Annotated in this window: 7 protein-coding genes; 2 read left to right on the top strand and 5 right to left on the bottom strand. The window is 68.3% G+C overall.

Annotated elements, in window-relative coordinates:
• Positions 1-21: 21 nt before the first annotated feature.
• Entirely contained in the window at positions 22-1,386 is a 1,365-nt protein-coding gene (locus HOP12_05960) for a GAF domain-containing protein (GenBank protein NOT33702.1), read from the bottom strand.
• Between the two features lie 207 nt (positions 1,387-1,593).
• Between HOP12_05960 and HOP12_05955 the strand changes: the two genes are divergently transcribed.
• The gene (locus HOP12_05955; protein ID NOT33701.1) at positions 1,594-2,799 is read left to right on the top strand and encodes an aminotransferase class I/II-fold pyridoxal phosphate-dependent enzyme; all 1,206 of its coding nucleotides are present in this window, start codon (positions 1,594-1,596) and stop codon (positions 2,797-2,799) included.
• Positions 2,796-3,182 carry a zinc ribbon domain-containing protein gene (locus tag HOP12_05950; protein ID NOT33700.1) on the top strand — a complete coding sequence of 129 codons (387 nt, stop codon included), beginning with the start codon at positions 2,796-2,798 and terminating at the stop codon, positions 3,180-3,182. Before HOP12_05955 ends, HOP12_05950 begins: the two co-directional genes overlap by 4 nt.
• 28 nt (positions 3,183-3,210) lie before the next feature.
• Here HOP12_05950 and HOP12_05945 read toward each other — a convergent pair whose 3' ends face one another.
• The 4 genes from HOP12_05945 to HOP12_05930 form a co-directional block, all read right to left on the bottom strand.
• Positions 3,211-4,962, bottom strand: coding sequence for an AAA family ATPase (locus tag HOP12_05945; protein NOT33699.1), 1,752 nt, complete (start codon positions 4,960-4,962; stop codon positions 3,211-3,213).
• Positions 4,963-5,295: 333 nt separating this feature from the next.
• A complete protein-coding gene (locus tag HOP12_05940; protein NOT33698.1) occupies positions 5,296-6,651 on the bottom strand; it encodes a hypothetical protein in 1,356 nt (451 codons plus the stop codon).
• A gap of 394 nt (positions 6,652-7,045) precedes the next feature.
• Positions 7,046-7,861 carry a sulfite exporter TauE/SafE family protein gene (locus HOP12_05935; GenBank protein NOT33697.1) on the bottom strand — a complete coding sequence of 272 codons (816 nt, stop codon included), beginning with the start codon at positions 7,859-7,861 and terminating at the stop codon, positions 7,046-7,048.
• Positions 7,858-8,790 (bottom strand): D-alanyl-D-alanine carboxypeptidase, encoded by a 933-nt coding sequence (locus HOP12_05930; protein NOT33696.1) that lies wholly within the window; start codon positions 8,788-8,790, stop codon positions 7,858-7,860. Before HOP12_05930 ends, HOP12_05935 begins: the two co-directional genes overlap by 4 nt.
• Positions 8,791-9,165: the final 375 nt, after the last annotated feature.

Here is a 9,165-nt window from a genome sequence, read left to right as displayed (position 1 = left end):
GGTGCCCGCCGCGCGCCTAGTTCAGGCCCACGCCGCCTGCGTGCGAGCGAGTTCGCTGCCGCCCAGGCTGGTCGCGAGCACCGCGCCGGCCAGCACCGCGCGGTCGAGGTCGTGCTCGTCGAACGCCTCGCCGCCGCGCTTGTTGCTCAAATTCAGCACCCCGACCAGGTGTCCCGAGTGCACCATCGGGACGCTGATGAACGAATCGGAGTTGTAGGCATCCTGGTGGGTATGCTGAACGTCCTTGGCGTCACGCTTCATGCGTACGAACAGCGGTTTGCGATTGTGCGCGACCCAGCCCGCGATGCCCTGACCGACCCGCACCTTGATGCGCGGCGCCAGCGACGGATCGAGGCCGCGCTGGGTGTGGACCCGCAGTGCTTCGTTCGAGTCGTCGAGCACCATGAGACTGCAACGATCGACGCCGAACTGCTCGCCGAACCACGACACCATGGTGTTCGCGAATTCGCTCGGATCGTGCTGCTGCGACATGACCTGGAACACGTCTTTCAGGAACGAGACGGTGCGCTCGACGCGGTCGGTGCGCGACTGGGTCGCGGTCAGCTGCGCGTAGGCGTCGGTCAGGTGCTGCGCGGCCTGGGTCGACTGCTCCTCGAGTGCCACCAGCTTGTGCTTCACCTTGTCGAGCTCGCGGCGGTAGGCGCCCGAGCTCTTGTCGAGCTGTTCGATTTCCTGCGACAGCGAGGCGAGCTTGTCGGCCTTGGCCTTGTTGTCCTGCACCAGTGATGCGGTCTCGGCGTTGAGGCGGCGAATGCGTTCCTGGAACATCGCGGTCGCCGTCTGCGCCTGACGAACGTCGTCGGTCGGCCGCGTGCGTGAAGTGGACTTGTGAAGATGCTGCGCCAGCGACAGCGCGGCGAGGCTCTTGAGCGGGATCAGCTCACCCACCACCTTGCCCGGGAACGCGCCACGCTTGTCGCTCGCGATCGTCAGCACCGCCAGCAGGTCCTCGCGGTCGGCGAGCGGCATGCAGATGCACGACTGCCAGCTCGCCATCGGGCTGATCGACGCGAGCGCCGGCGCTTCGGACGGATCCGGCTCGTAGGTCGGCGCGTTCTGGAACATGTGCGACAGCAACGTGCGGCGGTCGGGCGAATTGAAGAACGCGCTCGGGTGGAAGAACTTTCGCACCAGGCGCGACGGCAGCATCTCGACCGGGAGGTTCACGTCACGCCGCACCAGCCGCGGGCCGTTGCGCGTGTAGATCTGAACCAGCGCGTCGCGGCTGACCTCGTAGAAGGCGAGCGATGCCTGCCAGTCGGAACGGACCGCGTGCAGGTAGCCGAGGAACTCCGAGACCACCGCCTCCACATCACGCGAATTCGTGAGCCGCTGAGAGATGTCGCGCAGATCGAACCGGGACATGATCGCCTCCTCCTGAGATGGACCGTCACTGAGCGCGACGAAATCAGGCAATCCACGTGCCGCGGGATTGCGACGTGCACGGCGCACGCGGCCGTGCGGATCGCGCGGGGCTGCGTCACCGCACGCACTCGCTTCGCGACTGCGCGGAACCGCATGCGCGTGCTAGATTGCTGGCGATTCGATGGTTTTCCGACCCGGAGGTAGCCGATGCCACGCCTGATCGCCGATCGACCCGTCCTGCGCATGACCTCGGAGCTCGGCAAGGTGATGGCGGCCGCTCGTGCACGCGAGCAAGCAGGACATCGCGTTCTGCACCTCGAACGCGGCGAACCCGACTTCGATACTCCGCCGCACATCGTCGAAGCACTCGCCGCCGCGGCCCGTGCCGGCGAGACGCACTACCCGGATGCGCGCGGCACGCTGGCGTTTCGTCAGGCGCTGGTGGCGAAGCTGGCACGCGAAAACAAGATCGTGTGCGAGCCCGACGACGTGGTGGTGACCGATGGTGGCACTCACGGACTGTTCATGGTGTTCCAGGGCATGCTGAACGCCGGTGAAGAAGTGCTGGTGCTGTCGCCGCACTGGATGGCGATTCCCAAGCTGATCGGGTTCGTGAGCGGTGCGTCGTTTCGCACCGCGCCGCTCTACCTGGACGTGCTCGAAGGCACGATCTCTCCGGCCGGCATCGCGACGCGGCTGCGAGAGGCGCTCGGCCCGCAGACGCGCGGGATCTACCTCAACTCGCCGAACAATCCGACCGGTGCGGTGATGACGCGCGAGCAGCTCGCGGCGGTCGCCGAAGTCGCGATCGAGCGCGATCTGTGGGTGGTGAGTGACGAAGCCTACGAACACCTGCTGTACGACGACGCGCAACACGTCAGCATCGCGTCGCTGCCGGGCATGGCCGATCGCACCGTGTCGGTCTACACCTTCTCCAAGTCGTATTCGATGACCGGCTGGCGGCTCGGCTACGTGGTGTCACCCGCGGCGCTGCGCCCGGTGATGGGTCCGCTGCTCGCGTTCTACACCACGCACGGCGTGTTCCCCGCGATCCAGACCGCGGGTCGCATCGCGGTGACCGGCCCGCAGGACGCGGTCGAGACCATGCGACGCGCCTACCTCGAGCGGCGCGATCTGATCCTCACCGGGCTCGAAGGCCAGAACGTCGTGCGGGTGCCGCGGCCGCGCGGCGCGTTCTACGCGTTCGCCGATGTGTCGGGCGCGCTGCAGGGGCGCGACATCTGGGCGCTGGTCGAGGAGTGGCTGTCGCTCGGGCTGGCCGTGCTGCCGGGCACCGCGTTCGGACCCGAGTACGGGAACTGGGTCCGCATGTCGCTGGCGACCCGGCGCGAGGACATCGAGGCCGCGGTCACGCTGCTCCGCACCCAGGTCGCGGCGACGCGCGTCTCGTGACGACGGGTTTCTGCCCGGAGTGCGGCGCCGGCTATCCGCCTGAAGTCGTGGCGTGCCCGCGTTGCCGCGCGGTGCTCACGACCGAGCCACCGTCGCGCGAGGCGGCGCCCGAGGTCGTGCATCGAGTGCCCGATGCCGCGGCCGGCGCGCTGCTGCTCGGTGTGCTGGAGCACCACGGCGTCGAGGCACTGCTGCGCACCACGACGCTGCCGGGCTATGGCTCGGTGCGGCGTGACTGGGGGACCAGCGCGTGGGGGGAGATCATCGTGGCTCCCGACGCGGCGGCGGAAGCGCGCGCGCTGATCGCGGAATACCTCGCGGCACTCGAGCGCGGCGGCGCGGTGCGAGACGAAGACGTCGGAGAGCCGGACACCGAGACTTGAGGCCCGGCGTCCTCGCCGCCGCCGCCGCTCACTCCTCTTCGATCTCGATCTCCTCGTCATCGTCGTCGACTTCGATGACGAAATTGCCCCCGATCCGCTGCGGCACGATCACGCGATGCAGCGCGATCGCGAACACCTCGTCCATGTTCTCGACCGCAATCAGTTCGAGGCAGTCCCGGACGTCCTCGGGAATGTCCTCGACGTCTTTCAGATTCGCGGCGGGGAACAGGAAGGTGCGGATGCCCGAGCGATGGGCGGCGAGCGCCTTCTCGCGCAGTCCGCCCACCACCAGCACCTTGCCGCGCAGGCTCACCTCGCCGGTCATCGCGACGTCGTGACGAATCGGCTTGTCGCTCAGCACCGATGCGATCACGAGGCCGATCGTGACGCCGGCCGACGGCCCATCCTTCGGCACCCCGGCGGCCGGGAAATGGATGTGAATGTCGGTCTCGGAGAAAGCGTCGGCGGGAATCTCGAGCAGGTCGGCGCGCGAGCGCACATACGAGTGCGCGGCCTGCACCGATTCGCGCATCACCTCGCCGAGCTGCCCGGTCGTGACCACGCGCCCGGTTCCCGGCATCTTGAGCGCCTCGACCACCAGCACTTCACCGCCCGCCGTGGTGTACGCGAGGCCGAGGGCAACGCCCACCTCGTCGTCCTTCGCGAGCGTTTCGGGTGCGAACAGCCGGTGACCGAGGTATTTGTCCAAGTCCTCGATCCCGACCAGATGGCGTTCGGAGTCGCCGGTCACCCGCGCGCGCGCCACCTTGCGGCACGCCGTGGCGAGCTGGCGCGCGAGTCCGCGCACCCCGGCCTCGAGCGTGTAGCGGCGCACGATCGCGCGAAGTGCGTCGTCGGCGATCTGCAGGTCGCGTGCGGACAATCCGTGCGCGGTGAGCTGCCGTGGCAGCAGGAAGCGACGCGCGATCTCGAGCTTCTCGTCCTCGCTGTAGCCGGGCACCTCGATCAAGTCGAGGTGCTCCTGAAGCGCATCGGGGATCATCTCGAGCGTGTTTGCGCACAACAGCAGCACGGTGTGGGACAGATCGATCGGCAGTCCGAGATAGCGATCGGTGAACTGGGAACTGCTCTCGGGTGACAGCAGGTCGAGCAGCAGCTCGACCACTCGCAGTCCGGACTCGCCGGAGATGCGATCGATGCCGTCGATCATCAGGACGGGATTGCGGGTACCCGCCTCGCGCAGCGCACGCACGATGCGGCCCGGCTGGCCGTCGGGCAGCACCCGCGGCACGCCGGCCAGCTCGTCGACATTGGTGGTGCCGGACACGCTGATGCGCACGAACGGCCGATCGAGCGCGTGAGCGACCGCGGCGCCGAGCGAACTCTTGCCGGTGCCCGGCGGGCCGACCAGGCACAACGCGGGGCCCGGCAGATCCGGCTTGAGTCGACGCACCGCGAGGTACTCGAGGATGCGCTCCTTCGCTTTCGCAAGCCCCAGATGATCGCGTTCGAGCACCCGCTCCGCGTCCTTCAGGTTGGCGTCTTCGGAACTCGTGTGCTCCCACGGGAGTGACCACAGCCAGTGCAGGTAGGCACGCACCTGCGCGGCTTCCGGAGAACCGGTCGGAAGGCGACGCAGACGATCCATCTCGCGCTGCGCCTGCCGTGCGACCGATGCCGGTAGCGAAGTCGGATGCAGGGTGCTGCGAACCGGGAGCGGATCGTCGATCACGCGCTCGTGCGCGGTGAGTGCTGCGGCGCGCACGCGCAGCCCGCGGCCGGTCGGGCGGTCGGAGCGGCTGCGGGCGGGTTTGGCCATGGGAGTCGTGTCTCCGCGAGGCGGTGTGCCGTGGGTGGCCGAGTGGACGATGGCTTCACCGAGGAACATGCAAGTCAGTGGCCGGAAGCGCGGGGTCGGGAAGGCGTGGCGAGGCCCTGAACCAATCGGTTGCCACTCATGCAGATACGGGCGCCAACGAGAGGCAGGCCCGGGCTCCGCAGGAGTTCCGGATTGGTCAGATCGCCCAATTTCTGTCGCCCGAGTGTGGCGGCTCGCTCGGCGCCCGCAACCCCGGTCGCCAAAACGACGCGACCCCCTCCGCACTGCTGCGGAGGGGGTCGGCGCGAAGCGATTCGGAATGTTGCGAGACGACTAGCGGAAGCGGGTCTTCACCGCACCCCAGGTCGACTTGCGCGAGTCCGTGGCGCCCGGGCAGGTACCCGTGCCGCCCTGCCACGAAGCCCAGTTCCGGACGTCCGCGTTCTCGATGATGCGCGCACGGCCGAGGCTCAGCGACGAGATCTCGAGCGCGTTCAGCACCATGCACGCAGGCACGTTGCAACCCGCACAGATGCCGAAACCCTCTTCGACCGTTCCGGCCGAGCTCATCGACAGCACGAACGCCGAGTTGAGCGCCGTACCGCTGACCGGAGCCGGCGTGTCACGCACCCAGTCGAAACGAACGCGGAAACGATCCGGCGCCGGTCCGAGCTCGAGCACGAAGCCACCACCCTGATTGCCACCTGAGTACGGGTTCACGCAACCGGCCAGCGCGCCGACGGTGCCGAGCGAAAGCGCACCCTCACGGCAGCCGCCGGGACCGAACTGCCACCATGCCGGCAGCGAGCCGCCGGACGTCGTCACGTCCACGACACCCGACACGCCGACGAAGTCCGGAATGTCGTAGCCGAGCTTGAACGAGCCGACCAGGTTGTGCGTGGTGAGGTTGTCGTTGCACGCGAACAGACGGTTCGACGTCGCCACGGTGGTGCCGCAGTCGTTCCAACCGAGGTTCACGCCGATCGGCATGCCCGACGGCGTTCCGGAGATCGAGATGTCGTCGATTCCGATCCACTCGTCGTTGCCGGCAGCGTTCGTGGTCATGACGCGCAGTTGGACCTGGGCCTGGTTGTCGCACGCGGCCGGAAGCGCCACGCTGACCGGCGTGCTCAGGGTGAGGCTCGGACCGGCCGACGCGTCCGCGACGTAGCTGCCCGCGACGTTCGTCCACGCACCGGCGACGCCGAGGCGGTACTGAAGCACCACCTGCATGCTCGCGTTGTCAGCCGACGCGTCGATGTCGCGCAGGTTGTAGGACACGTTGACGCCCGTGAAGCCGCCCGTATTGATGTGCAGAATGATGTACGGCGCATCTGCCGTGCCCGAGCCGTTCAGAGCGACGACCGGGTCCGCGATGCCGTCGAACTCGGCGACGCCACCGGCCGTCAGCGTGTTCGGAGCGGCCTGGTTCGCGATGACCGTGTCGGAGACCGAGACGTTGGTCGTCAGCGTCTGCGGGTCGACGGCCGTGACGGCACCCGCGAGATCATGATTGCCGAGGAAGCCGATGACGCCCGGAACGCTCGACCAGTCGTCGTTCACGGTGATGAGAGCGATGTTCGACCAGTTCTGCGAAAACGGCAGCGGCTGGAACGTGCCGTTGGCCATCGCGTTGTGCGCAAAGCCGCACAGTGCGAGTACCGCAAGCGAGGTGGCAATCTTCTTCATGACGCTCTCCTCCGAAGTGGTGCGTGGATGCCGGGCGACGATGCGTCGATTGCCGCGGGGGCTGCGAACGCTTCGCTTGATGCTTCGCGACACGCAGCCGCGAAGCAGCCGGTTCCCCTCGAGATAGAAAGCTGGACGCTTCAGGGATTTCCCCCCCGGTTGGGGAACGCGACGGGGGGCCATGCGCGCGGCCAGGGTGCGAATGAAAGCTGAGTAACGATATCGAAGCCGCCCCGCTGCCTCAAGGAACTTTTGAGGAAACTCACGATTTCCGAGCGGTTTCGGAGCGCCGAACCGGGCGCTTCGCTGGCGCGAGTCGATCCTGCGAGAAATCGAGCGCTCCTCAAGGCTCCGACGCCCTGTGCACGGGTGTGCCGGTGCCCGGAAGCCAGGCTCAGGAGGGCTGCGAGGCCGGCCTCGGACGGGCGCGAAACCACGTCTGAACGGCGCTCAACGCGAGAAATCCCGCGAAAGCGCGAACCAGACCCTCATGCGGGAGCCACTGAGCGAGCCACGCGGCGAGCGGCGCCCCGACCAGCGACCCGGCCGCGAGCCATGGAACGCGCCGCCACGCCACGTTTCCGAGCTTTGAATGCTCGTAGGCGCCGACCGGGGCGGTCACCAGGATCACTCCCAGCGAGGTGCCCTGAGCCATCTGCTGAGACATTCCGAACAGCAGCGTGAACGCCGGCACCGCCAGAATGCCGCCGCCGACTCCGAAGAAGGACGCCAGTAGTCCGACCAGCGCGCCGAGCGTGACCAGCACTCCCCATCGAAGTGGTCCTTCGAGTGCGTTCGCCTGCAACGGTTCCGGCACCCTCCACAGGAGCCGCAGCGCGACCAGCAGCAGGAACACGGCGAACGCACGCTTCAGTCCCGTTCCCGAAACCCGATTCGCGAGCCGTGCGCCGAAGCGCGCGGTGAGCGTCGAGGCGAGCCCGACCACCAGCGCGACGTCCCAGCGCACGTTTCCGAATGCGGCGTAGGTCGCGAGCGCCCCGATCGCAGTGGCGCCGATCGCCGCGAGCGAGGTGCCGTGGGCGCGATGCTGGGTGAGCTTGCTCCAGCCGGTGAGCAGCGGAATCAGAACGATGCCACCGCCGACACCGAACAATCCGCCGGCCCCGCCCGCAATCAGGCCGGTGATCAGTTCGGGCGCCCCGGCCGCACCCGGCTCCGCGATGCCGCGAGCGGGAGCGGGTTCGCTCACCCCCGGTTGGCCGCGAGGCCGGGGGCGCTGCGTCGCACCAGCCGAACGACATCGGCGAAGCGCGTCGCCGGGGTTGGAGCGCCGAGAACGACCGCGACCAGATCGCGGCCCTGCGAACGCACCCAGGTCGCGAAACAGTAGCCGGCTTCGCTGATGTACCCGGTTTTGCCGCCGCGCACTTCGAGGCGCCCGTAGAGCAGTCGATTGGTGTTCGGGACCGAGTGCGGCTTGCGCGCGGTGCGGAACTGGTGGACACGGGTCGTCATGATCTCGCGCACGGTCGGGATGCGCGCGGCCGTGACCAGCAAGCGCGCGACGTCCTCGGCGCTCGCCACGTTGCGCTCGCTCAGGCCGGTCGGTTCGACGAAGCGGGTTCGCTGCAGGCCCATCTCGAGCGCGCGGCGATTCATGCGAACGATGAAGTCTTCGCCCTCGAGCCCTGACTCGCGCGCGAGCACGCGGGTGGCGCAGTTGTCCGAGCACATCAGACTCATGTGCAGGAGATCGCCGAGGCGCACGCGCTCACCGACGTCGAGATGCGTCTTGCCGGCGCCGCGCCAGTCTTCGCGCGTCACCACGACGGTCCGATCGAGGTCCGGTTTGTCCTCGAGGAACACGATCGCAGTCATCAGCTTGGAGAGGCTCGCGATCGGCACCACCTCGCGCGAGTTCTTCGAGAACAGCACCTCACCGCTCTCGGGGTCGATCAAGACGGCCTGGCGGGACCACACGCCGCCGGGGGGTGCCGGGCGGGCCTTCTTGCGAGCGACGGTGCGCTTGGGCGCCGTCGACCGCGCACGCACGGAACTCGAGCGTCGAGTCGAGGAGTCCGCAGCCGCCGCCGGGCGGACCGAGAGCGCAAGGCCGTGGCCGATCAGCGCGATGGCGAGGACGAGCGCGAACAGCGCGCGCGGGGCACGTACCAGCATGAAGTTCCCTTCCGTTTCGCCCCCGCGAAGGGGCACCGATGCCATCCTTGGTATCGGCTCGAGCGAGCGCGGCACTTTAGGCGCGCGTGCCCGAAGGGTCAACCCGAATGCTCATCGGCGGGCCTTTTGCCCCCGGTCCGATCGCCTCTCAGCCGGGAGGGCGAACGCGCGGCGAACCTGCCTTCGCCACACGCCCAGCGGCGCTTCCGGCCGAGACGCGGCCGCCGCGGCGAACCTCGAGGCTGCAGCGGTCCCCTCGAAGGTTGAGACGAGTTCGGCGCTCAGATCGTTGTGAGCCCAGCGGCGCATGGCGGGGCGAATGACCCGCGGATCCGAGAGGGCGCGGGCCAGCTCGAAAGCTTCCGAGGCGGCGCG

Source organism: Candidatus Eisenbacteria bacterium, from assembly GCA_013140805.1.
Classification (GTDB): Bacteria; Eisenbacteria; RBG-16-71-46; order RBG-16-71-46; family RBG-16-71-46; genus JABFRW01.
The sequence above is the reverse complement of the archived record's forward strand: the minus strand, read 5'-3'. Positions and strand labels throughout refer to the sequence as shown.

Bases quoted from the DNA above. Each gene is read 5' to 3' on its own strand.
- HOP12_05940 (NOT33698.1), bottom strand. From the start codon at position 6,651: ATGAAGAAGATTGCCACCTCGCTTGCGGTACTCGCACTGTGCGGCTTT.
- HOP12_05945 (NOT33699.1), bottom strand. From the start codon at position 4,962: ATGGCCAAACCCGCCCGCAGCCGCTCCGACCGCCCGACCGGCCGCGGG.
- HOP12_05955 (NOT33701.1), top strand. From the start codon at position 1,594: ATGCCACGCCTGATCGCCGATCGACCCGTCCTGCGCATGACCTCGGAG.
- HOP12_05930 (NOT33696.1), bottom strand. From the start codon at position 8,790: ATGCTGGTACGTGCCCCGCGCGCGCTGTTCGCGCTCGTCCTCGCCATC.
- HOP12_05960 (NOT33702.1), bottom strand. From the start codon at position 1,386: ATGTCCCGGTTCGATCTGCGCGACATCTCTCAGCGGCTCACGAATTCG.